The organism is Tritonibacter multivorans, from assembly GCF_001458415.1.
Classification (GTDB): Bacteria; Pseudomonadota; Alphaproteobacteria; order Rhodobacterales; family Rhodobacteraceae; genus Epibacterium; species Epibacterium multivorans.
The window spans coordinates 499,674-523,830 of record NZ_CYSD01000012.1; the positions used below are offsets into that span (position 1 = coordinate 499,674).

General features: G+C 60.5%; 23 protein-coding genes, 1 other RNA gene and 1 riboswitch. Of the genes, 10 read left to right on the forward strand and 14 right to left on the reverse strand.

The features are described from left to right. Positions 1-3: 3 nt before the first annotated feature. From TRM7557_RS03715 to ccoN, 3 genes are read right to left on the reverse strand one after another with little or no spacing between them, the layout of a single operon-like run. Positions 4-186, reverse strand: a complete 183-nt coding sequence (locus tag TRM7557_RS03715; protein WP_058288847.1) for a CcoQ/FixQ family Cbb3-type cytochrome c oxidase assembly chaperone — start codon at positions 184-186, stop codon at positions 4-6. Between the two features lie 11 nt (positions 187-197). Continuing rightward, positions 198-926: a cytochrome-c oxidase, cbb3-type subunit II gene (gene ccoO / locus TRM7557_RS03720; protein WP_058288848.1), complete on the reverse strand. Its 729-nt coding sequence runs from the start codon at positions 924-926 to the stop codon at positions 198-200. A gap of 13 nt (positions 927-939) precedes the next feature. Then, positions 940-2,550 carry a cytochrome-c oxidase, cbb3-type subunit I gene (gene ccoN / locus TRM7557_RS03725; protein ID WP_058288849.1) on the reverse strand — a complete coding sequence of 537 codons (1,611 nt, stop codon included), beginning with the start codon at positions 2,548-2,550 and terminating at the stop codon, positions 940-942. Between the two features lie 266 nt (positions 2,551-2,816). Between ccoN and TRM7557_RS03730 the strand changes: the two genes are divergently transcribed. From TRM7557_RS03730 to bfr, 3 genes are all read left to right on the forward strand, one after another. Beyond that, a complete protein-coding gene (locus TRM7557_RS03730; RefSeq protein ID WP_058288850.1) occupies positions 2,817-3,653 on the forward strand; it encodes a universal stress protein in 837 nt (278 codons plus the stop codon). A 218-nt stretch (positions 3,654-3,871) separates the two neighbouring features. Next, a complete protein-coding gene (locus tag TRM7557_RS20230; protein ID WP_074941853.1) occupies positions 3,872-4,162 on the forward strand; it encodes a (2Fe-2S)-binding protein in 291 nt (96 codons plus the stop codon). Beyond that, positions 4,125-4,613 (forward strand): bacterioferritin, encoded by a 489-nt coding sequence (gene bfr, locus TRM7557_RS03735; protein WP_058288851.1) that lies wholly within the window; start codon positions 4,125-4,127, stop codon positions 4,611-4,613. The genes TRM7557_RS20230 and bfr overlap by 38 nt, the downstream gene beginning before the upstream one ends. 16 nt (positions 4,614-4,629) lie before the next feature. Here the strand turns inward: bfr and fnrL are convergent, their stop codons facing one another. After that, positions 4,630-5,370 (reverse strand): transcriptional regulator FnrL, encoded by a 741-nt coding sequence (fnrL, locus tag TRM7557_RS03740; protein ID WP_058288852.1) that lies wholly within the window; start codon positions 5,368-5,370, stop codon positions 4,630-4,632. A gap of 58 nt (positions 5,371-5,428) precedes the next feature. Between fnrL and hemN the strand changes: the two genes are divergently transcribed. Continuing rightward, a complete protein-coding gene (hemN, locus tag TRM7557_RS03745) occupies positions 5,429-6,784 on the forward strand; it encodes an oxygen-independent coproporphyrinogen III oxidase (RefSeq protein WP_058288941.1) in 1,356 nt (451 codons plus the stop codon). A 79-nt stretch (positions 6,785-6,863) separates the two neighbouring features. Here hemN and TRM7557_RS03750 read toward each other — a convergent pair whose 3' ends face one another. The 5 genes from TRM7557_RS03750 to TRM7557_RS03770 all read right to left on the reverse strand — a co-directional run bounded on the left by TRM7557_RS03750 (position 6,864) and on the right by TRM7557_RS03770 (position 13,355). Continuing rightward, complete coding sequence (locus tag TRM7557_RS03750; RefSeq protein WP_058288853.1) at positions 6,864-8,444, reverse strand: ABC transporter ATP-binding protein; 1,581 nt, start codon at positions 8,442-8,444, stop codon at positions 6,864-6,866. Then, positions 8,441-9,547, reverse strand: coding sequence for an ABC transporter permease (locus tag TRM7557_RS03755; RefSeq protein ID WP_058288854.1), 1,107 nt, complete (start codon positions 9,545-9,547; stop codon positions 8,441-8,443). The genes TRM7557_RS03750 and TRM7557_RS03755 overlap by 4 nt, the downstream gene beginning before the upstream one ends. Positions 9,548-9,551: 4 nt before the next feature. Beyond that, complete coding sequence (locus TRM7557_RS03760) at positions 9,552-10,640, reverse strand: microcin C ABC transporter permease YejB (protein ID WP_058288855.1); 1,089 nt, start codon at positions 10,638-10,640, stop codon at positions 9,552-9,554. A gap of 7 nt (positions 10,641-10,647) precedes the next feature. Beyond that, positions 10,648-12,483, reverse strand: coding sequence for an extracellular solute-binding protein (locus tag TRM7557_RS03765; protein ID WP_413081152.1), 1,836 nt, complete (start codon positions 12,481-12,483; stop codon positions 10,648-10,650). 368 nt (positions 12,484-12,851) lie between these two features. Continuing rightward, complete coding sequence (locus TRM7557_RS03770; protein ID WP_058288857.1) at positions 12,852-13,355, reverse strand: c-type cytochrome; 504 nt, start codon at positions 13,353-13,355, stop codon at positions 12,852-12,854. A 120-nt stretch (positions 13,356-13,475) separates the two neighbouring features. Here TRM7557_RS03770 and TRM7557_RS03775 point away from each other — a divergent pair, with 120 nt between their 5' ends. After that, entirely contained in the window at positions 13,476-14,306 is an 831-nt protein-coding gene (locus TRM7557_RS03775) for a prephenate dehydratase (protein WP_058288858.1), read from the forward strand. A 98-nt stretch (positions 14,307-14,404) separates the two neighbouring features. Here the strand turns inward: TRM7557_RS03775 and TRM7557_RS03780 are convergent, their stop codons facing one another. Together TRM7557_RS03780 and nudC are read right to left on the reverse strand one after the other, a co-directional pair. After that, positions 14,405-14,872: an SRPBCC family protein gene (locus tag TRM7557_RS03780; protein ID WP_058288859.1), complete on the reverse strand. Its 468-nt coding sequence runs from the start codon at positions 14,870-14,872 to the stop codon at positions 14,405-14,407. A gap of 102 nt (positions 14,873-14,974) precedes the next feature. Beyond that, a complete protein-coding gene (gene nudC / locus TRM7557_RS03785) occupies positions 14,975-15,952 on the reverse strand; it encodes an NAD(+) diphosphatase (protein WP_058288942.1) in 978 nt (325 codons plus the stop codon). Positions 15,953-16,212: 260 nt separating this feature from the next. Here nudC and TRM7557_RS03790 point away from each other — a divergent pair, with 260 nt between their 5' ends. From TRM7557_RS03790 to TRM7557_RS03795, 3 genes are all read left to right on the forward strand, one after another. Then, positions 16,213-18,120: a 5'-nucleotidase C-terminal domain-containing protein gene (locus tag TRM7557_RS03790; protein ID WP_058288860.1), complete on the forward strand. Its 1,908-nt coding sequence runs from the start codon at positions 16,213-16,215 to the stop codon at positions 18,118-18,120. 125 nt (positions 18,121-18,245) lie between these two features. Further along, positions 18,246-18,344, forward strand: an RNA gene (gene ffs / locus TRM7557_RS19510) — signal recognition particle sRNA small type. A 173-nt stretch (positions 18,345-18,517) separates the two neighbouring features. Next, a riboswitch (cobalamin riboswitch) is annotated at positions 18,518-18,742 on the forward strand. Between the two features lie 126 nt (positions 18,743-18,868). Continuing rightward, on the forward strand, positions 18,869-19,276 hold the full coding sequence (locus tag TRM7557_RS03795) for a hypothetical protein (RefSeq protein WP_110590802.1): 408 nt from the start codon (positions 18,869-18,871) through the stop codon (positions 19,274-19,276). Positions 19,277-19,285: 9 nt separating this feature from the next. Here the strand turns inward: TRM7557_RS03795 and TRM7557_RS03800 are convergent, their stop codons facing one another. Further along, entirely contained in the window at positions 19,286-19,804 is a 519-nt protein-coding gene (locus TRM7557_RS03800) for a protein-tyrosine phosphatase family protein (protein ID WP_058288861.1), read from the reverse strand. A gap of 308 nt (positions 19,805-20,112) precedes the next feature. Between TRM7557_RS03800 and TRM7557_RS03805 the strand changes: the two genes are divergently transcribed. Together TRM7557_RS03805 and TRM7557_RS03810 are read left to right on the forward strand one after the other, a co-directional pair. Further along, a complete protein-coding gene (locus TRM7557_RS03805; RefSeq protein ID WP_058288862.1) occupies positions 20,113-21,948 on the forward strand; it encodes a DNA polymerase III subunit gamma/tau in 1,836 nt (611 codons plus the stop codon). Positions 21,949-22,327: 379 nt separating this feature from the next. Beyond that, positions 22,328-22,672, forward strand: a complete 345-nt coding sequence (locus TRM7557_RS03810; RefSeq protein WP_058288863.1) for a YbaB/EbfC family nucleoid-associated protein — start codon at positions 22,328-22,330, stop codon at positions 22,670-22,672. Positions 22,673-22,743: 71 nt separating this feature from the next. Here the strand turns inward: TRM7557_RS03810 and TRM7557_RS03815 are convergent, their stop codons facing one another. After that, positions 22,744-23,373: an imm11 family protein gene (locus tag TRM7557_RS03815; protein ID WP_058288864.1), complete on the reverse strand. Its 630-nt coding sequence runs from the start codon at positions 23,371-23,373 to the stop codon at positions 22,744-22,746. A 161-nt stretch (positions 23,374-23,534) separates the two neighbouring features. After that, positions 23,535-24,128: an imm11 family protein gene (locus tag TRM7557_RS03820; RefSeq protein WP_131727513.1), complete on the reverse strand. Its 594-nt coding sequence runs from the start codon at positions 24,126-24,128 to the stop codon at positions 23,535-23,537. Positions 24,129-24,157 lie beyond the last annotated feature (29 nt).

A 24,157-nucleotide genomic window follows, 5' to 3' on the forward strand; every position in this document is an offset into this window, starting at 1 on the left:
CGCTCAGACCTCCGTCTCTTGGGCCGCAGGCTTATCAGCATTGCGGAAGGGGATATTGGCGCTGTCTTGATGTTCCGCGCGGCTGCCGGGGCGAAAGACCCAGAACACAACGCCCATGAAGAAGGTGAACAGGAACAAAAGCATCCAGCTGTCTGCGAATTCCCGAAGCAGGGTATAGGTTTCCATGGTTCCCTCCCTCAGCGGCTTGCATCAGGCGTGAAGGTCGAGAAATCGACCAGCGTGCCCAGCATTTGCAGGTAAGCGATCAGCGCATCGGCCTCGGACACGCCCGGCTGGCCATCAAAGTTGCGCACATTGATGTCCTCGCCGTAGCGCTCCAGCAGCCCGTCATAGTCGCTGTCGGGATCCGCCTGCGCGCGGAAGTCCCGCTGCGCTTCCTTGATCATGTCCTCGGTGTAAGGCACACCAACCAGCGCATTGGTGGCCATAATGTCACCGATGTATTCGCCTTCCAGCAGGGTGCGTTCAAGGAAGCCATATTTCGGCATCACCGATTCCGGCACCACGGCCTGCGGGTTGCGCAGGTGGTCCACATGCCACTCGTCCGAATACCGCCCGCCCAGACGGGCCAGATCCGGCCCGGTGCGTTTGGACCCCCACTGGAACGGGTGGTCATACATGGATTCTGCCGCCAGCGAATAATGCCCGTAGCGTTCTTCTTCGTCGCGCATGGGGCGGATCATCTGGCTGTGGCAGACATAGCAGCCTTCGCGGATGTAGATCTCGCGCCCCGCCATCTCGAGAGGGGTGTAGGGCCGCATGCCCTCCACCTTCTCGATGGTGTTCTCCAGATAGAACAGCGGGGTGATCTGCACCAGGCCACCAATGGTGACAACAAGGAAGGAACAGATCAGCAGAAGCGTCGCGTTCGTCTCTAGGATTTTATGTTTGTCGAGAATTGCCATTGCTCATCCCTCCTTATTCAGCCGGGACTGCGACAGAGAGGCTGGCCTCGCGGGCCGGGGCCTTCCGGACAGTCATCCAGAGGTTCACGCACATGATGATGGAGCCCGCGAGGAACATGACCCCGCCCAGACCGCGCACCACATACATCGGGAATTTCGCAGCCACGGTGTCGGCGAAAGAGTTCACAAGGAAACCGTTCGCATCCACTTCACGCCACATCAGGCCTTCCATAATGCCGGTCACCCACATGGAGGCGGCGTAAAGGACGATCCCAATGGTGGCGAGCCAGAAGTGCCAGCTGACCATGGACAGCGAATACAGACGCTCGCGTTTCCACAGCACCGGAACCAGATAGTAGAGCGCCCCAAAGGTGATCATACCGTTCCAACCCAGCGCACCAGAGTGCACGTGACCAATGGTCCAGTCGGTGTAGTGCGACAGAGAGTTCACCGCGCGGATCGACATCATCGGGCCCTCAAAGGTGGACATGCCGTAGAAGCCAACCGAGATCACCAGCATCCGCAGAACCGGGTCGGTGCGCAGCTTGTCCCAGGCGCCAGACAGCGTCATCAGACCGTTGATCATGCCACCCCAGCTGGGCATCCACAGCACGATCGAGAACACCATGCCAAGGGTCGAGGCCCAGTCCGGCAGCGCGGTGTAATGCAGGTGGTGCGGACCGGCCCAGATGTACAGGAAGATCAGCGCCCAGAAGTGGATGATCGACAGTTTGTACGAAAACACCGGACGTTCGGCCTGCTTGGGGATGAAGTAATACATCATGCCCAGGAAGCCCGCCGTCAGGAAGAAGCCCACAGCGTTGTGGCCATACCACCACTGCACCATCGCGTCCTGAACACCGGACCAGACGATCACGGATTTGCTGCCCCAGATCGACACCGGAATGGTCAGGTTATTGACCAGATGCAGCATCGCAACGGTCACGATAAACGCCAGGAAGAACCAGTTCGCCACATAGATATGGCGCTCCTTGCGGTTGATAATGGTGCCTAGGAACACCGCCAAATAGGCCACCCAGACCACGGTCAGCCACAGGTCCACATACCATTCAGGTTCCGCATATTCTTTCGATTGGGTGCCGCCCAGCAGATAGCCGGTCGCCGCCAGCACGATGAACAGCTGATAGCCCCAGAACACAAACCACGCGAGGTTGCCGCCCCACAGGCGCGCCGCCGAGGTGCGCTGCACAATGTAGAACGAGGTCGCAATCAGCGCGTTGCCGCCAAAGGCAAAGATCACCGCCGATGTATGCAACGGCCGCAGACGCCCAAAGTTGGCAAAACCCTCCGCCCAGTCAAAGTTCAGAACCGGGAAGGCCAGTTGAAACGCAATAAAGGTCCCCGCCAGAAACCCAACCACGCCCCAGAAGGCCGTCGCAATGACGCCTGCCCGAATGACGCTGTCAAAGTATTCACCGGGATTGTAAACACCGACGGGCTCTGGCTCATCAGTGTTGCGAAGGGTGTAGAGAAACAACCCGCCAGCCACGACCATCAACAGGATGGCATGGACCTGATAGGCCAGATCTCGCCCGTAGTTTGCCGCAATCGCCATGAAGACGGTGATTACGCCAAGCACGATTAGCTTGATATAATTAGACATTTCATGCCCCTTTGAGAAGTTTCGAAGAACCTCTTGCGAAGTTTGGCGCCGACGGAAAATGCGTTTGGGGCGCAGGCCCGCCGGACGTAGTGATCCGAGGCGGTTCTAAATCACGCAACTTCAACGCACCTTGATCTGCATCAAGACACCACTCTGGCCAGAGCGGCATAAAGGGGATGGAAACACGCACCTTCGCCGCAGAGCCTGCGGCATGTTCAGCGGGCTCCGATCCTGACGGAGCCCTTTTGCAGGAAAGGTCCAGACCCATGACCTACAAGACAATTTTGGCCACGCGCACAGCGCCGGATCAGAATCACACGGCCCTGGCACAGGCCGAAGCCATTGCCGCCAAGGCAGGCGGGCATCTGGATGTGCTGTGCATCGGCATCGACCACACCCGCACCGCCTATTACGATTCGACCGCCTCGGCGATCACGGTGCAGCACGCGATGGAGCAAGCGCAGTCGGTGGCCAAATCCCTGCGTGCAGAAACCAACGCGCAGCTGAAAACCTCGCAGGTGCCCTTTGCCGTAGAGGCCACCGTGGCCCGCAGCGAAGAAATCGGCCGCCTTGTGGGCCACCATGCCCGCTATGCCGACCTGATGGTGGCGGGCCTGCCCTATGGCCCCGGCGCTAACCCGGAAGACGAATCCATTGTAGAAGCCGCCCTGTTCGACGCCCGCGTCCCCGTTCTGGCGCTGCCCACTGGCACCACGCTAGAGCCCCCGCGTCAGGTGGTTGTGGCCTGGGACGAAAGCATCGAAGCACTGACCGCCGCGAAGAAAGCGCTGCCGCTGCTGCAACAGGCGGATCTGGTGCGGATTGTGGTTGTCGACCCGCCGCGTCATGGGCCGGAACGCTCTGACCCCGGCGGGCGGCTCTGCCAGCTCTTGGTGCGTCACGGCATCTCTTGCGAGATCGACATCCTGTCGCGCACGTTGCCACGGATCTCGGATGTGCTCTTGCGCCATGTACAAGACTGCGACGCCAACCTTCTGGTCATGGGCGCCTATGGGCATTCCCGCTTCCGCGAGGCAATTCTGGGCGGCACCACGCGGTCGATGCTGGAACACGCCACCCTGCCGGTGTTCTTGGCGCATTAACACCCCAGAACGGGCAATCGCATTGCGGGCGCGGCCTTTCGGGGCAGCGCCCGTTTTTGTACGCAATCCAAACACCAAAGCGCCCTCACCTGCACGCCCAGCTTTCAACTTTCGGAATATAGCGGCACAAAATCGCCGCGCCCGGTTGATTTCCGATTGTTTTAATCAGATATAAGCGGAGCACAACAAACCAGAATCATCAGAATACGACGCCTCCCATGATTATCTGCCACTGCACCCGCATCTCTGATCACGACATCAATGCCGCGATCGATTGGATGCGCACCGCTGACCCAGAAGTCATTATAACTCCGGGGAAAATTTACCACGCGCTTGGCAAGAAGGCTGACTGTGGTGGGTGCATGTCCCTGTTCCTCGACACAATGCGCGCCAATGATAAGCTGAGCGTACCGGCGCAGCTGCGCAACCTGCGCGCTGGCCGAACTGTGTCAGGGAGTGAGGAGGCACCCCATGAAGGGCGACCCGAAGGTTATCGACTATCTCAATAAAGCGCTGCGCCACGAACTGACGGCGGTCAGCCAGTTCTGGCTACATTACCGGCTTCAGGATGACTGGGGTCTGGGCTCCATGGCAAAGAAAAGCCGGGAGGAAAGTATTGAGGAGATGGAACACGCCGACAAGCTGATCGAGCGTATTATCTTTCTCGAAGGCCATCCCAACCTGCAAACCCTTGCGCCGCTGCGCATCGGTGAAACCCCCAAAGAGTGCATGGAATGCGACCTCAAGGCCGAATACGAGGCGCAGGCGCTCTATAAAGAAGCCCGCGACGTGTGCAAAGACGCGGGCGATTACGTGTCCATGTCCCTGTTTGAGCAACTTCTGAAGGATGAGGAAGGCCATATCGACTTCCTTGAAACGCAGATTGAACTGCATGATCGCATTGGCGCGGAAAACTATGCGCAGCTGAATGCGACCAAAATGGAAGACATCGAAGGCTAACCCGAACCGGGCGGCGTCAGACGAGGAACCCACCGTCGCTGTCGTCGCCCGCTTCTTCCATCAGGCGCTGCATATCGGGCACCGTCACATGGCGTTTGCCCTGCAGCACGATCACACCGTCCTTTTTGAGCGCAGAAATCTGGCGGCTCACGGTTTCCAGCGTCAGACCCAGATAATCCGCCATCGCCTCGCGGGTGAGTTTCAGGTCAAAGACCATTTCGCCTTTGACCGTTTCCTTATGCAGGGACGCTTCGCGACGGGCGATAATGGCGAGCAAGCTGGCGATCTTTTCGCGTGCGGTTTTGCGCCCCAGAACCAGCATCCATTCCCGCGCCGCGTCCAGTTCATCAAGGGTCATTTCCAGCAGACGCTGCGCAATATGCGGCGTCTCGACCATCATGTCCTCGAACGGCTTTTTGCGGAAACAGCACATGACCAGTTCGGTCGTCGCCACAACATTGTAAGCCGCCGTATCGCGCCCCGGCCGGCCGACAAAATCAGACGGCAGCAGCAGCCCCACCATCTGGGTGCGGCCGTCTTCCATGGTCTGGGTCAGGGTCGCGATCCCCGACACCACAGAGCCCACAAAGCTCATGGCATCGCCGGACCAGATCACCGGCTGCCCGGCCTCAAAGGTGCGATAGTATTTGATGTGATCCAGCGTCTCGAGCTCATCCGTGTTGCACTTCGCACAGACCGCGCGGTGGCGGATCGGGCAATCGGCACATTGTACAGCTTGCAGTTGTGGCGCGCTCATCTGGACCTCGATTGATCTGCATCAAAGCGATGCGTAGGATTTCACTTATCCTATGCGCATGACACAGGATTCACAATTGGCCAAACTCGGCCTTTTCGACGCCAAAGTGCCGCGGTACACAAGCTATCCCACTGCGCCCCACTTCCGAAACGATGTGGACGCAGGGCGCTTTGGTACGTGGATTAGCCAGATTCCGGCGGGGAGTGAAATCTCTCTTTACGTGCATGTGCCCTTCTGTCGCAGGCTCTGCTGGTTCTGCGCCTGCCGCACGCAGGGCACCCAGACGCTGTCCCCTGTGCAGGCCTATGTGGATCTTCTGAAAGAAGAAATCGCGCTGTTTGCACGGCATTTGCCCAGTGGCGTCACCCTGTCGCGGCTGCATTGGGGCGGTGGCACGCCAACGCTTCTGTCGCCTGACATGATGCGGGATTTGGCAGAGGCCATCTTTGCCGTGACCCCAATGGCCAAGGGCGCAGAGTTCTCGGTTGAAATCGACCCGATGGAAATCGACGCGCCGCGCATGGATGTGTTGGCGGCCTTGGGTATGAACCGCGCCTCTCTTGGGGTGCAGGACTTTGACCCGCAAATTCAGGACACTATTGGCCGCATCCAACCCTATGAGGACACCCGCCGGGTGGTCGACGGTCTGCGCGCGCGGGGCATTGCCAGCCTGAACGCCGATATCCTGTATGGGCTGCCGCATCAGACCCGCGAACGGCTGACGGAAAGTGTGCAAAAGCTGCTGAGCCTGTCGCCCGATCGTGTCGCCCTTTATGGCTATGCCCATGTGCCGTGGATGGCGCGGCGTCAGACCATGATCCCGACCGAGGCCCTGCCCACACCGCAAGCGCGTCTGGGTCTGTTTGACACCGCCCGGCGGCTGTTTACCTGGGACGGCTACCGCGAGATCGGCATTGACCATTTCGCCCTCCCCGATGACAGCATGGCGATCGCGCAACGCACCGGGCAGCTGCGGCGCAATTTTCAGGGCTATACGGTGGACCCCAGCCCGGTTTTGGTCGGGCTGGGGGCCTCGTCGATTTCACGCTTCCCGCAGGGTTATGCACAGAATGACCCCTCGACATCCGCCCACACTGCGGCGATCCGGGCGGGTCGGTTTTCGACCAAACGCGGGCATCAGTTTATGGGCGACGACATATTGCGCGCCCGGATGATTGAAAGCCTGATGTGCAGTTTCGAAATCTCCGCCCCGGCGTTGGAGGCCGAATTTGGCGGTGGTCGCGCACAGATAGACGCGCTGTTTGCCGAGGCCGCGCGCGCCTTTCCCGGCATGGTCGAAATCACCGATGGGGTGCTCTGTGTTCTAAGCGAGGGCCGCCCCCTGACCCGGATGATTGCACAGGTGTTCGATGCCTATGGTATGGACACCGCCAAACATTCTTCTGCGATCTGACACGCATAGTCAAAAAAGAGTGAGGGGCGCTGCCCCTCATACTCCCCGGAGTATTTTGGGCCAAAAGAAACAGCAGGGGTCAGTGCGCGGCCGCGAGCAAGGTGCGAGTGTAGTCCTGTTCGGGCGCGTCGAAGATTTTCTCTACAGCGCCTGCCTCGACCACATCGCCCTGTTTCATCACCAGCACCTTATGCGACATGGCACGCACCACCTTGAGGTCGTGGCTGATGAACAGATAGGCCAGCCCATAGCGGGCCTGCAGGTCGCGCAGCAGTTCCACGATCTGCACCTGAACCGTCATGTCGAGCGCCGATGTGGGTTCATCCAGCACCACCAGTTTCGGGCGCAGCACCATGGCGCGGGCAATGGCGATCCGCTGGCGCTGACCGCCGGAAAATTCATGCGGGTAGCGGTCCATTGCCGCCGGGTCGAGCCCGACCTCTTCCATGATCTCGGCCACCAGATCGCGCGGGGCGCGGGATTTATCGACGTCGTGAACAGCCAGACCTTCGGCAATGATCTGCGCGCAGGTCATCCGGGGACTGAGCGAGCCGAACGGATCTTGGAACACGATCTGCATGTCCTTGCGCAGACGCCGCAATTCGCGCGTGGACCATTGGCGCAGGTCATTGCCTTGAAAGCGCACCGCACCTTCGGAGGCGATCAGCCGCATGATGGCAAGCGCCAGCGTGGTCTTGCCCGACCCGCTTTCGCCCACGATCCCAAGGGTTTCGCCTGCGCGCACCGACAGTGACATCGGGTTCACCGCCTTCACATGGCCGACGGTTTTACGCAGAAACCCCTGCTGGATTGGGAACCAGACTTTCAGGTCCTCGGCCGAGACCAGCTCTGCCCCGTCTGCAGGCACTGGTTCTGGCGTGCCCGAGGGCTCTGCCGCCAGAAGCATCTGTGTGTAGGGGTGTTGTGGCGCGTCAAACACTTCGGCTGTGGGGCCGGTCTCAACAATTTCGCCATCCTTCATCACGCAGACGCGGTCGGCAAATTTACGCACGATGCCAAGATCATGGGTGATGAACAAAAGCCCCATGCCTTCGCTGTCCTTAAGCTCGGCCAGAAGCTCAAGGATCTGCGCCTGAATGGTCACATCCAGAGCCGTGGTGGGTTCGTCCGCAATCAGCACGTCCGGTTTGTTTGCCAGCGCCATGGCGATCATCACCCGCTGGCGTTGGCCGCCCGACAACTGGTGCGGGTAAGCGCCCAGACGGCTTGCTGCATCGCGAATGCCGACCTTGTTCAGAAGGTCCAAAATACGGCCACGGGCCGCGCCGCCGACAACCCCCTGATGCAGCGCAAGGGCTTCGCCCAGCTGTTTTTCAATGGTGTGCAACGGGTTCAGGGACGTCATCGGTTCCTGAAAGATGAACGAGATATCATTGCCCCGCACCCGGCGCAGGGTGCGTTCGTCTGCGCCGATCATCTCGGTTCCGTCATAGGTTACGGAGCCTTCGACGATGGCGCTGTCCCCCAGCAATTGCACGGTCGAGAGCGCCGAGACGGATTTCCCCGACCCGGATTCACCAACCAGTGCCACGGTTTCCCCGCGATCGACCGCGAAGGACACGCCTTTGACGGCCTGACTGATGCGGCCCTCCTGACGGAAGGACACCCGCAGATCTTTCACCTGCAAAATCGCGCTCATGAGAAGGTCTTTCTGGGGTCAAAGGCATCGCGCACGCCTTCAAAGATGAAGACCAGAAGCGACAGCATGGTGGCAAAAGTGGTAAAGGCGACAAAGGCCAGCCAGGGCGCCTGCAGGTTCTGTTTTGCCTGCAGCGTCAGCTCACCCAAAGAGGGCGCCGAAGATGGCAGACCAAAGCCAAGGAAATCGAGCGACGCCAGCCCGCCAATGGTGCCGGTAATGATAAACGGCAGCATGGTCACCGTCGCCACCATCGCATTGGGCAGCATATGGCGGAACATGATCGTCATATTGCCCACCCCCAGCGCCTTGGCTGCGCGGACATATTCCAGATTGCGTGCGCGCAGAAACTCGGCCCGCACCACACCAACCAGCGCGGTCCAGCTGAACAGGATCATCAGGATCACCAAGAGCCAGAAACTTCGCCCCAAGATCGCAAACATGATGATGATCACATAGAGCGAGGGGGTAGAGCCCCAGATCTCAATAATCCGTTGGAAAATCAGGTCCGTAAGGCCGCCGAAATATCCCTGAATGGCACCGGCAAAAATCCCGATCAGGGTCGCGGCCCCGGTCACGATCAGGGTAAAAACAATCGACAGGCGGAAGCCGTGAATGACGCGCGCCAGCACGTCGCGTTTGGTATCATCGGTGCCCAGCAGGTTCTGCCCATTGGGCGGCAACGGTGCAGCACCGGGACGGTCCACAGCAGTGTCAAAGCTGTAAGGGATCGGCGGCCAGATCGCCCAACCCTTGTCAAACCCATCCGCCGCAAAGGTGCCTGCCGCGACCGCGTCGATGATGCCTTCGGGATCGTCGAAACAGTCTTCCACCCCACCCGTTGCAATCAGGCATTTGACCTCCGGGTCGCCATAAACAGCCTCGGTCTGGAAATCGCCGCCAAAGGCGGTCTCGGGATAGAAATTCCAGATCGGCGTGAAATACTCACCGCGATAGTTCACCAGGATCGGCTTGTCATTGGCCAGAAGGTCAGCAAACAGCGACAGGCCAAAGAGGATGCCAAAGATCCACAAGGACCAGAAGGCGCGGCGGTTGCGTTTGAAGTTGTTCCAGCGTCGCTGGTTCAGCGGAGAAAGCGCCATGGCCTCAGCCCTCCCTCTTCTCGAAATCAATGCGCGGATCGACCAGCACATACATAATATCCGACAGGATCCCAACAACGAGGCCCATCAGGCCAAAGATAAACAGCGTGCCAAAGATCACCGGGTAATCGCGCGCCACAGCGGCCTCGAACCCCAGACGCCCCAACCCGTCGAGCGAGAAAATCGTCTCGATAATCAGGCTGCCAGTGAAAAAGATGCCGACAAAGACCGACGGGAAGCCCGCGATCACAATCAGCATCGCATTGCGGAAAACATGGCCGTACAGAACGCGGCTCTCGCTCAGCCCCTTGGCCCGCGCGGTCATCACATACTGTTTCTTGATCTCATCCAGGAACGAATTCTTCGTCAGCAGCGTCAGCGTGGCAAAGGCCGAAATGGTAGAGGCAATCACCGGCAGGGTGATGTGCCACATGTAATCGGCGATTTTGCCCATCAGGCTCAGGCTTTCCCAATTGTCCGAGGTCAGCCCGCGCAGTGGGAAAATCTGCCAATAGGACCCGCCCGCCAAGAGCACCAGCAGAAGGATCGCAAACAGAAAACCGGGGATCGCATAGGCCGCAATGATCACGGCGCTTGTCCAGCTGTCGAACTTGCTGCCATCGCGCAGCGCCTTGCGCACGCCAAGCGGGATCGAGATCAGATAGGCGATCAGCGTCGACCAGAGCCCAAGCGAGATCGACACCGGCATTTTCTCCATCACCAGATCAATCACCCCGATCTTGCGGAAATAGCTCTCCCCGAAATCCAGCCGCATGTAATTCCACAGCATGGTCGCAAAACGTTCGAGCGGCGGCTTATCAAGGCCGTATTGCCGCTCCAGTTCTTCGATCAGTTCGGGCGGCAGGCCGCGCGCACCGACGTATCGGCTGTCGACCTCGCCCACGCTTTCGCCGCCTGCGTCATTGTTGCCACCGGCAAAGCCACCAAACACATCACCGCCGCCTTCCAGGCGTGCAATGGCCTGTTCAACGGGGCCACCGGGGACAAATTGCACGAGGGCAAAATTGACGATCATGATCCCCAGAAGTGTGGGGAGCACAAGCGCAAGACGCCGCAGAATATAGCTTGCCATCAGGGGGTTACCTCAGAACGCCCGCATCGCGCAGGGTGGCTGCCTTGTCGGCGTTCCACCACCAGAAATCAAGGTAGCCCAGACCGTAAGGGGGGATTTCCGCCGGATGTTCGTATTCATCGTAATAGGCAACCCAGTGATCGGGATTGTACCACAGCGGGATCAGGATGAACTCATACCGCAGCGCGCGGTCCAGCGCGGTCAGGATGGCTTCTTCTTCTTCGCGGGTCGTGGCCGCAAGCGCGGATTCAATGATCTTGTCGACCAGCGGCGAGGCCAGACCTGCCGGGTTGAACAGCGAAAACTCTGCCGCCTCAGAGCCGAACCGCTGCATCAGGCCGGTGCCCGCGCCAAGGAAGCTCGCATAGCTGTCGACCACCAGATCGTAATCCCGGTCGCGTTCGCGCTTGGTGTATTGCGCGGTGTCCACCGCATCAAACACCACCTCAATGCCGATCGCCTGCAGGTTGGCGACATAGTTCTCCATCACCGCGCTGGTGGTCGGCGAGGACGCCGAGGAAAACAGGAACTCCAGTTTGAACGGTTCCCCATCCGGGGTCAGGCGCTTGCCTTCGCCGTTAACACCATAGCCCGCCTCGTCCAGCAGCTTCGCCGCCGCGCGCGCCTTGCGACGGTCAAACAGACGGGCCGCATTCGAGGTCTCGGGCACATAGACCGCGGTCTCAATCATCTCGGTCGGGACCAGATCACCAAGGCCCTGAAGGAACTCCAGTTCCGCGCCTGTGGGGGCTTCCATCGCCATCAAGGGCGTGCTTTGGGTAAAGGACTCGCGACGGGCAAACAGGCTGTTCAGCAGGCTTTCATTGGTCCATTCAAAGTTGAACATCAACGCCAGCGCCTGACGCACGCGCACATCTTTGAACGGTTCCGAGGCCAGGTTGAACACGATCCCCGACGGCGTCGGCGGTGACCCATTGGGCAGCGCCTCTTGCTTTACAAAGCCATCGCGCACCTTGGGGAAGTCATAAGCCGTCGCCCATTTGCGACTGTCGCTCTCGGCACGGAAGGTATATTCGCCCGCCTTAAAGCCCTCGAAAGACGCCGTGTCATCGGCAAAGATTTCCAGACGGATGCTGTCGAAATTGTTGCGCCCGACGTTAAACGCCAGATCCTTGCCCCAATAGTCCGGGTCGCGTTTCAGCACGATCCGGCGGCTGAGGTCGATTTCATCAATAACATAGGGGCCAGAGCCGGGCGGGCCTTCGATCCAGGTTTCGTTCAGTTTCTGGCCGGTTTCATCAAACCATTTCTTCGAAAACGTCGGCACGCCGCCCACCTGATCAATCAGACTGCGGCGCGAAATGCCATCGGCAAAATAGAACTTCAGCGTCAGGTCATCCAGAACCTCGACCTTCGGGATCCGTTTGCGCACCGCATCGGCATAGGATTTCAGACCCTGATCCAAAAACAGATTGTGGCTGAAGGCCACGTCATGCGCGGTCACAGGTGTCCCATCCGAGAACCGCGCCTCGGGGCGCATATGGAAAATCACCCAAGGCTTGTCCGCCGGGTATTCCAGACTTTCACACAGCAGGCAGTATTGTTCACCGTACACATCTGCAGGGGCAGAGGTGGTTGGCGCGTCGCCCAGCAGGCTCTCATAGGGGTAGATCGAAAACAGATGCGCACGCCCTTTGCCGGAATAGGGGTTCATGGAATCAAGCGAACCCACAAAGGGAATGGAAATCTCGCCCCCCTTTGGTGCGTCGGGGTTCACATAGTCAAAATGCGTGTAATCGGCCGGGTATTTCAGATCACCGTAGAAGGAATAGCCGTGGCTTGTGACCATCGCGTCGGTGTCAGCACGGGCCTGTCCCACCATCAGCGCCAGCGCGGCAGCCCCGGCCATCATGACACCACCCCAGGTTTTGACCCGCTTGTGGTCAACTGCGACGGCTTTGGTGACGCTCTTCGATCTCTGCAACATCTGTTTCCCCTTCCTGCCTATGACTTTGCCTGAGGGCAATATTCTTAGCCTTCAAGCTAATGGTCCGTCACATAGAGTTTCAAGCAACGAATTCGAGATTACAGCGAATTGAAGCAGAGGAGAGCTAAGCGAAAATTAACCACGATTGCAGATTGCTGAATAAAACGCCGCAAAATGCGCAAAAGCCGCTGCGACACGCGCAGCGGCTCTGGTTCTCGGAACAAGCCCCGAGACAGCCTAGATTTTTTCAGGCAGGTCCGGCCTTAGCCGCCAATGCCCTGCAGATAGGCGATCAGATTGGCGCGATCTTTGTCTTTCTTCAGACCAGAGAAGGACATGGATGTGCCCGGCGCGTAAGCAGAGGGTTTGGTCAGGAAAGCGTTCAGGTTGTCGACGGTCCAGTCGCCGCCCATGCCAGCCAATGTGCCAGAATAGGCATAGCCCGCTTCCGCCGCTTTCGGGCGATCGACGATACCATACAGGCTGGGACCGGTAGAGTTCACGCCCGCTTCCAGCTTGTGGCAAGCAGAGCACTTCTTGAAGACCTTCGCGCCTTTGCCCACATCGGCAGATGCCAGCAGCTCAGAGAAATCAACCTCCGGCTCATCGGCGGCGGCGCCCGCGTCGGCCACTTCAACCACATAAGAAGCCTCACCATGTGCTTCCACGTGATACAGCTCTTCGGCAACCCATTTGCCAAGGAGGAGAACAAGAAGCGCGCCGCACAAACCAGCGGTCGCTTTGGTCAGGGTCATAGTGTCAAACATGATGGCGTGTCCATTTCAGCTGTCTGTTTTGATGTCTAAGGCTTCCCCAATACCCTGACAAGGTATACACACCGCGACCAAATGACCGGATGAAAAAGTTTTTGCAAAGATGACGCACCTATGACCCAGAAAATCGCGATCCAAGGGGAGCTCGGCTCCTACAGCCACGAAGCTTGCCGCAACAAACGCCCCGACATGGAGGTGCTGCCCTGCCGCGGTTTCGAGGATGCGATCAATGCGGTGCGCTCGGGCGAGGCGGAACTGGCGATGCTGCCGGTGGAAAACACCACCTATGGCCGGGTGGCTGATATTCACCGCCTGCTGCCCCATTCCGGTCTGCACATCATTGATGAAACCTTTGTGCGGGTGCACATCAATCTGCTTGGCGTGCCCGGCGCCACGGTCGAGGATATCGAAGAAGCCTATTCGCATCTGGTGCTGCTGCCGCAATGCGCCACCTACCTGTCCGACCATGGGATTCGCGGCCGGGTGAGTTCTGACAATGCCCGCGCCGCCCGCGAAGTGGCCGCCAAAGGTGACAAACGCACCGCTGCGCTGGCCAGCGAACTGGCCGGTGAAATCTACGGGCTCAATGTGCTGGCCCGCCATATTGAGGATCAGGGCAACAACACCACCCGCTTCCTGACCATGTCACGCGAACCGGATCTGACCCGGCGCGGCGAGAACGGGATGATGACCAGCTTTGTCTTTCAGGTCCGCAACATCCCCGCCGCGCTGTACAAGGCGATGGGCGGCTTTGCGACCAATGGCGTCAACATGACCAAACTGGAAAGCTATATGGTCGGCGGGTCTTTCACCGCGACCCAGTTTTATGCCGATATTGACGGCCACCCGGACGACGCAAATGTGCAGCTCGCGCTGGACGAGCTGCGGTATTTCACCACCAATGTGGAAATCCTTGGCGTCTACCCGACCGACCGCAAGCGCTAAGCCTGGCGCGATCCACCGCGACCGCTTTGGCGGCGGGACAATCAGCGGGCTGATCCGGTCAAACGCCCAAGTGCAGGGCGCGGATCAGCCGAATCGACTCAGGCGACCTGCGCGTTCTTGTCGACCGCCATCCGGGCAAAATCCGACACGCGGGATTTGAACCGACGCGCCACCTTGCCCCGCACCAGTTTCAGCGATTGCACCATCAGGCGGCCTGCCAGTGTTTTTGGCTTCAGCTTCAGGGTTACGGTCAGACGTGTGCGGCGCGGCGACAGGGCGATCAGCTCGACCTCCATATCCGAAGAGATCCCGCTGCCTTCGCCGGTAAAGGCCATAATGGTGCTGGGCTCAAAGGTGACCAGTTCCACGGCGATCTTGCGCTGCGCACTGCGGAAGGTGAATTCGGTGTCCCAGGCCAGCCCCGGCGCAGGGGCCGAAATATCGCCTTTGCGCTGGACCTCAACACCGCGCCGGATGGCAGAGCGTTCCATCCCTTCAAAATCGGACAAAGCTTCAAACAGCTCCTCGATTGGGGCATCAATGTCTTCTTTGGCCACAAACTGCATATGCGTTCACCTCTTCCACTTCGCGTATGGGCGCGCTCGCTGCGGGCTACATCCCATCCAGCCCTGAGTCGCACCACGCCAATTAAGTATCCACTATGTTCATTACCCGAGCGTATCCGCCAGCCAATTTTCCAGAAGAAAATGTGCAATTGCACCTTTGCGCGCGGGCTTCACCAATGGGTGGGCGCCCGCAAAAGAGGCCATGACCTCCTGACGGGTCAGCCAGCGGGCATCTTCAATCTCCAGCGGGTCAATTTTGATCTCATCACTGGTGGCCACGCCGACACAGCCCATCATCAGCGACATGGGGAAGGCCCAGGGCTGGCTGGACAGATAGGACACCGCGCCAACGGTGATGCCCGCCTCCTCGAAAACTTCGCGCCGCACGGCGGCTTCCAGCGTCTCGCCGGGCTCCACAAACCCCGCCAGCAGCGAATACATCCCCTCGGGCCACCCCGGCGACCGGCCAAGCAGCACCTTGTCGCCATGGGTGATCAACATAATAACCACCGGATCGGTGCGCGGGAAATGGCGGGTGCCGCAGGACGGGCACTGCCGCTGCCAGCCTGCTTCCAGCATCTCGGATTTCGCGCCGCAGGCCGAACAGAAGCCGTGGCTCTGGTGCCAGCTCAGCACCGCACGTGCGGTGGCGGCCAGCTCTGCTTCACGCGGGGTCAGCCGGGTCATCACCCGGCGCAATTCGGCAAAGACATGGGTCTGTGGCAGGTCGGGATGCTGCTGTTCGCTCAGATCCAGAAACCCGTCGGGGATCGCATCGCCCGCAGGGTCCCAGACCAGATTTTGCGCAAAATAGCCGCCGCCGTCTTCGTCCAGCCCCAGAAAAAGCGTGCCCTCGAACCCGACCAGATCATGTGTTGTCGGCAGCAGGCCCAGGCCATCAGGTGCGTAATCTTCAGGCAGGTCAGCAGCCCGGAAACACAGCGGTTTTCCACGCCACATCAGCAGCACGCGGCTGCGTGGATCCTGCCACAGGGCTTGCAGCCCTTCGGGATCATTGCGCAGCGCCGCGGCCCGATCCAGCCCGCTGCCGCCAAAGACAACCTCTTCTGCCCGTTTCATAAATCCCTGCCCGCAGCCTTTGGCCACATTGGTCATACCTCAGATACTTGCACCGCTTGTAGCGATAGGGCGGCCCGCAGCACAAGCGGGACTGTGCCCGGATCCGGCCGCCCGCGCTCCGGTGGCAACAGGGTCACGCGCTACTGCAAAAATGCCACGCTCTTCCAAAACATCTCGGCAAAAAATCGCCGGGCTTCCCCCGAACCCGCTTCCCTGATTGAAGAAAGGTTAAGACATCCAGAAGGACCATGCCCCGCGTCATGACACAGCCGCAGGCAAAATCAGTCGAAACCAGATCTGCCGCAGACGCGGCAGCCGGGCGGCTGCGTGTATTGGCGACCTCGGATGTGCATGTTCATCTGCAAAGTTTCGACTACTACTCAGACAACCACAATCCGACCATTGGCCTGACCCGGACCGCCAAGCTGATTGCCGATGCGCGCGCCGAAATGGACCGCGACGCCGCGCCGGGGGCCACGCTGTTGGTCGACAATGGCGACTGGATGCAGGGCACGCCCATGGGCGAAGTGGCGGTTCAGGGCGGCTCTGTGGTGCTGCGCGCGGGGCGTGTGCACCCGGCCGTTCGTGCCTTTGACTATCTTGCCTATGACGCCGTGGGGCTGGGCAATCACGAGTTCAACTTTGGTCTGGATGTGCTGCGGGATGTGCTGACAACAGCCCCCTGCCCGGTCCTCTGCGCCAATATCCAGCTGACACAGGACACCGCGCCGCTGCCAATTGCGCCTCATGTGGTGCTGGAGCGGCAGATCAGCGACAACGCGGACCTTCCGCCGCTGCGGATTGGCGTGTTCTCCGTCCTGCCACCGCAGACCGCCACCTGGGACAGCGCCCATCTGAGCGGCCGGGCCACTTTCCTTGATATGGTAGAGGTGGCGCGCGCCAGCATTGCCGCCCTGCGCGACCAGGGCTGCGACGCGGTTGTGGCGCTTGCCCATACCGGGCTTGGCGCAGAACATGCAGAACCCATGATGGAAAACGCCCTGCGCCCCATCGCCGCCCTGCCCGGGCTTGATGCGGTGGTGGGCGGCCACACCCATCTGCTGCTGCCGGACCCCGAAGGCAAGGCCCCCGCCCTGCCCGCGCCCACCGTCATGCCCGGCACAGCCGGGTCGCACCTTGGGGTCATCGACCTCAGCTTTGCCTTTGACGGCACGCGCTGGCAGCGTCAGGCCGCACAGACAGAGCTGCGCGCCATCTGCCCGGCGGGCCTGCCGCCGGTGGACACCGATCTGGGGCTGGAAACCCTGCTGGAAGAAGATCACCAGCTGACCCGCGCCGCCATGGCTGAACCCGTGGGACAGGCGTCGCAGAATCTGCATTCCTATTTCACCTTCTTGGCCCCCGACCGCGCGCTTGCACTGGCCGCAGAGGCCCAGGCCGCCGCTGTCCGGCAGGCGCTGGCGGGCACGGGCTGGGCAGATCTGCCGCTTTTGTCGGCCATGTCGCCTGCAAAGTTTGGCGGTCGCGCCGGGCCGCGCTGTTTTACCGATGTGCCCGCAGGCCCGCTGAGCCTGCGCCATGTGGCCGACCTCTATATGTATCCCAACGAACTGCGCTGCCTTGTGGTTGATGGCGCGACCCTGCGCGACTGGCTGGAGATGGCTGCGGGCTACTTCCGCCACGCCACGGCTGGCCGCACCGGCCAGAACAGCGCGCCCCTGCTGGGGGATCCGCTGCGGGCCGGGCATAATTTTGACAGTATTTTTGGCATCCAGTACCAGATCGACCCCACTGCGCCTGCGCGCTTTGGCGCGGATGGCACCCTTGTCGCGTCCGAGGCCCATCGCATTCGCGACCTGCGCTATCAGGGCCAACCAGTGAGCGATGACATGCGCTTTGCCGTGGCGGTGAACAGCTACCGCGCAGATGGCGGCGGCAACTTCCTGATGCTGAAATCGGCAACCCCGGTTGAACTGCCGCCAATTTCGGTGCGCGATGCGCTGCAATCCTACATTCAGGGCCAACTGCCGCAGGATCCGCTGGCAGACCTGCCGTACCCCTGGCGATTTGCCAAAGATCTCGGCGTTTCGGCGCTTGCCCTGACCGGCCCCGGCGCCCGCGCGCATCTGGACGACCTGCCCGCTGGCGTGCGCCTGCAGGAAGACCTGACCCCGCGCGGGTTCCTTGCGCTGGAACTGGATCTCTGAGCGCAGATCACGCGGGGGTTTGTTTCCCAACCTCAAGCCCCCTCTCAATCTGCCCCTTCTCAATCTGCCCCTTCAATGTCCAAAGGCACCTTGTCATTTTTCCGTCACTTCCCTATATCGGGATTCGAGAGGTTGGCGCGGGCGAGCGCCTCGCCAACCTGGTCAGGTCCGGAAGGAAGCAGCCACAACGAGCCCCGCTTGGGTCGATGTCCAACCTCTCACTTATCTCCCCCCGCACACATCCGCAGACATCCGAAGACATTCAATGGATCGGCCAAGGGATCGGCCTTTGTGTGCGACCGGGCAACGCGCAACTAAATTGCGCTGATCCGCACTGCAATGCAGCAAAAATTTCTGCGCACGCAAAATCCTCCGTTGACGACTCCCGATCTGCACCGCTAGCGTGATGGCAGATGGTTTCCGCTTCCTCAAAACTGAGGCGGCAGAATGAAAAGGGAACACGGTGCGGCGCCTCTGGTGCCTATGCCGCGACTGCCCCCGCAACTGTAAGCGGCGAGCGTCCTTGTAAATGCCACTGGCCACGGCCCTCGGCCCGGCTGGGAAGGTGCAAGCGACGTCGTGACCCGCAAGTCAGGAGACCTGCCATCCGTGAAAACTCGAACCCGGGCGGGGTGTCCGGCAGAGATCCGGTGGCCCGTTTCCGCCCCGCGCAGCCCTTGGGCTGGCAGGCATCCCAAACGCCCCGGTTCTGTCCACACCCTCCCCTTTGCGCGGAGGTCGCAGTGAAATGAACGATATGACCCCCGGCTTCACCGCCGATATGACCGCCGAAGACACCCACAGCTTTACCCTATCGATGTGTATGCACCTTGGCCGCCCCTGCCCGGCGGCCAACCGGATGCTGCGCACGCTGGCCAGGGCCCTGGCCAGCGCCAAAGGCGCTACAGAAGACGGGTTTGAAGTGACCGGCGAAAGCCAGCTTGAAGGCTGCGACCGTGCCTGTCTCGCGCGGTTTCAGGCCAGCCACGACCGCATCCGGGTCTTCTGCGGCACCGAAGACGACGCCGATTTCACCGCGCTGAACCACTTTGCCGATGCCATGCTGTCGCCCTCTGCTGCGCCCTATCACGGCACCGCCGCGCCTCAGAGCTTTGGAGAGGCCCGCCCCTTGGCAGCCCCCGCAGCGCTTGTCTAAACCGCAGCGCTAGCCGGTATAGGCCCATTGAAGCTGCGCACCGGTGTGCACGGCGCAGGGGCGCAAGGCCCGCAGCCGGGACAGGGCCTGTTCGGGGGCCTCGCCACATTCGATCATCAGCCGCAGCGCCATCATCCCCGATCGGCCACAGCCGCGCCGACAATGCATCAGCACACGCCCGCCCCCTGACAGGGCCTGCCGCATCTGTGCACTGGCGTCCGGCCACAGGGCAGAGACATCGGGGCTTGGAACCGTGTCCTTCCAGATCGGCAAGTGGATCCAGCGGCTGCCCAGGCTTTGAATATCGCTGCCAAGATGCGGGGATCCGAATTCCACATGTTCGGCATCGGTGGTCATCGACACCACCAGACCCGGACGCCAGACGTGAATGTCATCCAGATCCGCCTGATAGTTGCCCCGCCACCCCGGCGCGGCGCAGATCGCAAGCATGCCGTCCAGCACAGACAGCGCATGCAATGTCTTCATACTCGAGGCGGTTTCCACCTCGATGGCTCTGTTTTCCCCCATGGTTTCCCCCATGTCACCCAGTACGTCACCCAGTACGTCACCCAGTACTTTACCCAGTACTTCACTAGGTCGCAGCCCTGCAGCTGGCTGCTCCGGCATTCAGCTTAGGGGGGAATCAGCCATTGTCCCTAACGATTCCTTTTTCGCCGCAGTTTCAGCCCCACCCACCGCGCGGGGCGCTCAATGGTGGACGCCGCCGCCGCAACAGCATAGGCTGTGCAAGTTGCCGCAACCGGCCCGGCTTTCAGGGTCGCCCAAGATGGCACAGATTGACCCAAGACACCTCCCAATACCGGGGCCCAGAATTCATGAGCGACCTCTCCAGCGATCCCCAATCCGGCACCCCATCCGGTGGCCAGTATCAGGTTCTCGCGCGCAAATACCGTCCCGAGACCTTTGCCGACCTTGTGGGTCAGGACGCGATGGTGCGGACGCTGAAGAACGCTTTTGCCGCCGACCGGATTGCGCAGGCCTTCATTATGACAGGCATTCGCGGCACCGGTAAAACGACGACCGCCCGGATCATTGCCAAGGGCATGAACTGCATTGGCGAAGACGGCAACGGCGGCCCCACCACCGAACCCTGCGGCAAATGCGAACATTGTCAGGCGATCATGGAAGGGCGCCATGTGGACGTGATGGAGATGGACGCGGCCTCGCGCACCGGTGTCAATGACATCCGCGAAATCATCGACAGCGTGGCCTATCGCGCGGCCTCTGCGCGCTACAAGATCTACATCATCGATGAGGTCCACATGCTGTCGACCTCGGCTTTCAACGCGTTGTTGAAAACGCTGGAAGAGCCGCCCGCCCATGTGAAATTCATCTTTGCCACGACCGAGATCCGCAAGGTCCCCGTCACCGTTCTGTCCCGCTGCCAGCGCTTTGACCTGCGCCGGATCGAACCCGAGGTGATGATTGGCCTGTTGCAGAAAATCGCGGGCGCAGAAAACGCCCAGATCACGGAGGACGCGCTGGCGCTGATCACCCGCGCCGCCGAAGGCTCGGCCCGCGATGCGACATCGCTTCTGGATCAGGCGATTTCCCATGGCGCAGGCGAAACCACCGCCGATCAGGTCCGCGCCATGCTGGGTCTGGCCGACCGCGGCCGGGTGCTTGATCTGATCGATATGATCCTGCGCGGCGATGCGGCGGCCGCCCTGACCGAACTGTCGGCGCAATATGCCGAAGGCGCTGACCCCATGGCCGTCCTGCGCGATCTGGCCGAAATCACCCATTGGGTTTCGGTGGTGAAAATCACCCCCGACGCGGCTGAGGATCCCACCATCAGCCCCGATGAACGCCAGCGCGGTCAGGCCATGGCACAGGCCCTGCCGATGCGGGTTCTGACGCGCATGTGGCAGATGCTGCTGAAAGCGCTGGAAGAGGTCGCCAGCGCCCCGAACGCGATGATGGCGGCAGAAATGGCGGTGATCCGTCTGACCCATGTGGCCGATCTGCCCTCGCCCGAGGAACTGCTGCGCAAGCTGCAAGACACCCCGCCCCCGCCGCATCCCGGTGGTCCAGGTGGACCCGGTGGCGGCATGCCCGTGCAACACGCCCCACAAGGTCAGGGACAGCCCCAAGCCTACAGCATGAACCAGGGTGGCCCGCAGGGCAATCCCGCCGGGCACACCATGTCCGCCAGTAATCCGGGCGGTCAGGCAGGGGGGCAGGTTGTGGCCCTCGCCCCCCGTGCCGATGCCGCCCTTGCCCGCTATCCCAGCTTTGAACATGTCATCGAACTGATCCGTCAGAACCGCGATGTGAAACTGCTGGTCGAGGTCGAAGGCGGCGTGCGCCTTGTCGCCTATCAGCCGGGCCGGATCGAATTCACGCCCTCCGCCAACGCGCCCAAAGACCTCGCCGCCCGGCTGGGCTCGGCGCTGCAGAACTGGACCGGCAGTCGCTGGGTGGTCTCGATCGTACCCGACGGCACCGCTGAAACCATTTCTGAGGCCCGCGACGCCGCCGCCAACGCACTCAAGGAAGAGGCCACCGCTCACCCGCTGGTACAGGCCGTGCTGCACGCCTTCCCCAAGGCCAAGATCGCCAAGATCCGCACCGTTGAGGAACTGCAGGCCGAGGTCCAGGCCGAAGCCCTCCCCGAGGTCGAAGACGAATGGGACCCCTTCGAGGAGTGAACCACGCCTCGAAGACGGCCCAGTAGATCTTTTCCGCAAGGCCCGGTCGGAGGCCAAGCCGCCGCCGCCTCGCGCGGCACGGCCCACCTGAAAGATTTGGGCTCCGCCCGTTCGCACCTCAAACGACGCCCAACCTCGTTGCACTTCGTGGTCCGGCTGGGCTCCGCCCGTTCGAGCCTCAAACGACGCCCCACGTCGTTTGCCACTTCGTGATCCGGCTCTCACTTCATCTTTTCCAAAATATCCCGGGGGTGAGACCGCTTGCGGTCGAGGGGGCAGCGCCCCCTTCTCCCAACAGCTATAAACCCCAGCCCCCTTGCCCTAGGGCAGAAGCGTTCGTATCTAGAGCGCAAAGAAGACGGATGGATTGGAGATACCCATGTTCAAAGGCCTCGGTGCCCTCGGTGATATGGCCGGGATGATGAAAAAAGCCCAGGAAATGCAAAGCAAGATGGGCGAAATGCAGGAAGAACTGCACAATATTATGGTCGTCGGCGAAGCAGGCGCAGGGCTCGTCAAAGCCACCGCCTCCGCCAAAGGCGACCTGAAGGCGCTGGACATTGATCCTTCGATCTTCAACAGCGACGACAAAGAAGTGGTCGAAGACCTGATCCTCGCCGCGGTCAAAGACGCGCAAGCCAAAGCGGCCGAGCGGTCCCAGGAAGAAATGGGCAAGCTGACCGAAGGCCTCGGCCTGCCGGCAGACATGAAACTGCCCTTCTGATCAAGGCTGTCCCGCTCAGGATCTGCAACGCCCCGGCCCTGCGCCGAGGCGTTTTTTTGTGCGCCCAGCTGTCAAAACACCCGGGTCTCAAGGTCAAAGGCGCGAAAGGCATTGGGAAAAAACCCCAGCTCTTTTGCCGCCAGCTTTTCCATTAGCGTGTCAGACCCCAGAAGACTGCCCTGAAACCGCCTCTCGCGCCACAGATGCAGCCCCGTCTGCCGGTCCGGGTCCACGGTGACGCGATCCTCTCCATCGTGGAAAAAACTGCACAGCTCCTCGGGGTGGTCCTTGCTCTGATAGACACAGGATTTTTCCATCACAACACTGTCCTGACGGGCAAAGACATTCATGGCAAACCACGGCCCCGCGATTGCATTGCCATAAGGCGTCTCCAGCCGCAGCGGGAAAAACTGATGTCGGGCGGGGTCAAGTGTGTCGATGATCTCGGCAATCGCCTCGCGCACCACGTACAAAGACCCGGTCGCCAGAAACGCATCCGGCCAGATCCTGCGCGGATGTTTGGCGATCAGCCGTTTTGGCACTTCTTCCGACAACAGCCGCCGTTCGCCATACATGAACACAGCCGACAAATCGGCCCCATTGGGTTTGTGTTCAGAAGGAACCGGGTATCTCTTGCGCCACTCCGGCATATCCGTCGCGCGCACATTGCCCTGCCCCGGCGGGCAAAACACATAGGTCATAATGAAACTCCACAAAGCACTCGTTCAAACAAGACCACTATGCCACAGATTGGCCGTTTCAGCAAAATCTCCTGTATCAACAGCGCCCTGCCAGAACCGGATGGCCTGTCTGACGCCAGCGAACGGCAGCTAAACCGGTGACTGGCCTCAGGAGGGGGCGTTCAGTCCGCCTCGACCACAAGGTCCAGCGCCCGAAACGCGCGGGGAAAGAACCGCAGCTTTTGCGCTTTCAGCTCAGCCATCAAAGCGTCCGAACCCAAGAGGCTCCCCCGAAACCGTTGCTCGCGCCATAAATGCAGACCGGATTGACGACCAGCGTCCACCGTGACCCGATCCTCGCCGTCATGAAAAAAACTGCAAAGTTCATCGGGAAAACGCTTATTCACATTGACAGACGATTGCTCCATCACAACCGAGTCCTGTCGCGCCGTGACATTCATCGCAAACCACGGTCCCTCAATGATTTTCCCGCGTTTTGTTTCGATGGTTAGCGGGAAAAACTGATGGACCCCGGGGTCCAGCCTTTCGATAATGTCTTTGACAGGTTCGCGCACAACACTCAGCGCGTCACTCACTCGAAAACTATCGTGCCACTTTTGGGGGATTTTTTTTGCGATTAACCTTTTTGGCACCTCGTCCTCAAGCAGCTCCCGCAATCCATAATGGAACACGCTTGACAGTGCAGCAGCGCTCGGATCGCTACCGGAACCGACGCCAAATTTTTCCTTCCATTCCGGTTTCTCAACACCGACCATGTTCCCGGGCCCGCTTGGGTGAAATATGT

What these genes read in the sequence shown, in the direction of transcription:
- TRM7557_RS03715 (WP_058288847.1), bottom strand. Translation starts at nt 186, where the DNA reads ATGGAAACCTATACCCTGCTTCGGGAATTCGCAGACAGCTGGATGCTT.
- ccoO (WP_058288848.1), bottom strand. Translation starts at nt 926, where the DNA reads ATGGCAATTCTCGACAAACATAAAATCCTAGAGACGAACGCGACGCTT.
- ccoN (WP_058288849.1), bottom strand. Translation starts at nt 2,550, where the DNA reads ATGTCTAATTATATCAAGCTAATCGTGCTTGGCGTAATCACCGTCTTC.
- TRM7557_RS03730 (WP_058288850.1), top strand. Translation starts at nt 2,817, where the DNA reads ATGACCTACAAGACAATTTTGGCCACGCGCACAGCGCCGGATCAGAAT.
- TRM7557_RS20230 (WP_074941853.1), top strand. Translation starts at nt 3,872, where the DNA reads ATGATTATCTGCCACTGCACCCGCATCTCTGATCACGACATCAATGCC.
- bfr (WP_058288851.1), top strand. Translation starts at nt 4,125, where the DNA reads ATGAAGGGCGACCCGAAGGTTATCGACTATCTCAATAAAGCGCTGCGC.
- fnrL (WP_058288852.1), bottom strand. Translation starts at nt 5,370, where the DNA reads ATGAGCGCGCCACAACTGCAAGCTGTACAATGTGCCGATTGCCCGATC.
- hemN (WP_058288941.1), top strand. Translation starts at nt 5,429, where the DNA reads ATGACACAGGATTCACAATTGGCCAAACTCGGCCTTTTCGACGCCAAA.
- TRM7557_RS03750 (WP_058288853.1), bottom strand. Translation starts at nt 8,444, where the DNA reads ATGAGCGCGATTTTGCAGGTGAAAGATCTGCGGGTGTCCTTCCGTCAG.
- TRM7557_RS03755 (WP_058288854.1), bottom strand. Translation starts at nt 9,547, where the DNA reads ATGGCGCTTTCTCCGCTGAACCAGCGACGCTGGAACAACTTCAAACGC.
- TRM7557_RS03760 (WP_058288855.1), bottom strand. Translation starts at nt 10,640, where the DNA reads ATGGCAAGCTATATTCTGCGGCGTCTTGCGCTTGTGCTCCCCACACTT.
- TRM7557_RS03765 (WP_413081152.1), bottom strand. Translation starts at nt 12,483, where the DNA reads ATGGTGGGACAGGCCCGTGCTGACACCGACGCGATGGTCACAAGCCAC.
- TRM7557_RS03770 (WP_058288857.1), bottom strand. Translation starts at nt 13,355, where the DNA reads ATGTTTGACACTATGACCCTGACCAAAGCGACCGCTGGTTTGTGCGGC.
- TRM7557_RS03775 (WP_058288858.1), top strand. Translation starts at nt 13,476, where the DNA reads ATGACCCAGAAAATCGCGATCCAAGGGGAGCTCGGCTCCTACAGCCAC.
- TRM7557_RS03780 (WP_058288859.1), bottom strand. Translation starts at nt 14,872, where the DNA reads ATGCAGTTTGTGGCCAAAGAAGACATTGATGCCCCAATCGAGGAGCTG.
- nudC (WP_058288942.1), bottom strand. Translation starts at nt 15,952, where the DNA reads ATGAAACGGGCAGAAGAGGTTGTCTTTGGCGGCAGCGGGCTGGATCGG.
- TRM7557_RS03790 (WP_058288860.1), top strand. Translation starts at nt 16,213, where the DNA reads ATGACACAGCCGCAGGCAAAATCAGTCGAAACCAGATCTGCCGCAGAC.
- TRM7557_RS03795 (WP_110590802.1), top strand. Translation starts at nt 18,869, where the DNA reads ATGAACGATATGACCCCCGGCTTCACCGCCGATATGACCGCCGAAGAC.
- TRM7557_RS03800 (WP_058288861.1), bottom strand. Translation starts at nt 19,804, where the DNA reads ATGGGGGAAAACAGAGCCATCGAGGTGGAAACCGCCTCGAGTATGAAG.
- TRM7557_RS03805 (WP_058288862.1), top strand. Translation starts at nt 20,113, where the DNA reads ATGAGCGACCTCTCCAGCGATCCCCAATCCGGCACCCCATCCGGTGGC.
- TRM7557_RS03810 (WP_058288863.1), top strand. Translation starts at nt 22,328, where the DNA reads ATGTTCAAAGGCCTCGGTGCCCTCGGTGATATGGCCGGGATGATGAAA.
- TRM7557_RS03815 (WP_058288864.1), bottom strand. Translation starts at nt 23,373, where the DNA reads ATGACCTATGTGTTTTGCCCGCCGGGGCAGGGCAATGTGCGCGCGACG.
- TRM7557_RS03820 (WP_131727513.1), bottom strand. Translation starts at nt 24,128, where the DNA reads ATGGTCGGTGTTGAGAAACCGGAATGGAAGGAAAAATTTGGCGTCGGT.